The following is a 268-nucleotide window of genomic DNA, read 5'->3' as shown; positions in this document are numbered from 1 at the left end:
GGGCAAGCCCAGCCTGTGGATTGCCGGCCAGCGTGACCGTCTGGTCTCGCCGGCGGCGATGCAGGCCGCTGCGGCGCTGGCGCCCGGGGGGCAGTCGTTGACCGTGGGTCATGGCGGCCACGCCCCCTTCCTCGGCCACGCCGATGACGTTGCAGCCGCCCTGCAACACTTCGTTGCCGGCCTGTCACCGGCCGATGGCGGACAATGAGCCTTCCTAAGCTTGTGCAGGACTGACGCATGGATCTGGGCATTTCCGGCCGCTGGGCAC

Annotated in this window: 1 protein-coding gene; it reads left to right on the top strand. The window is 69.8% G+C overall.

Annotated features, from left to right (window positions below; genetic code table 11):
- Nucleotides 1-208, top strand: a 208-nt coding sequence (locus FQ664_RS26125; RefSeq protein WP_218570430.1) for an alpha/beta hydrolase, incomplete at its 5' end; no start/stop codon positions are given.
- Nucleotides 209-268: the final 60 nt, after the last annotated feature.

Source organism: Pseudomonas persica (genome assembly GCF_900291015.1).
Classification (GTDB): domain Bacteria; phylum Pseudomonadota; class Gammaproteobacteria; order Pseudomonadales; family Pseudomonadaceae; genus Aquipseudomonas.
This window is presented reverse-complemented; position numbering and strand designations above follow the sequence as displayed.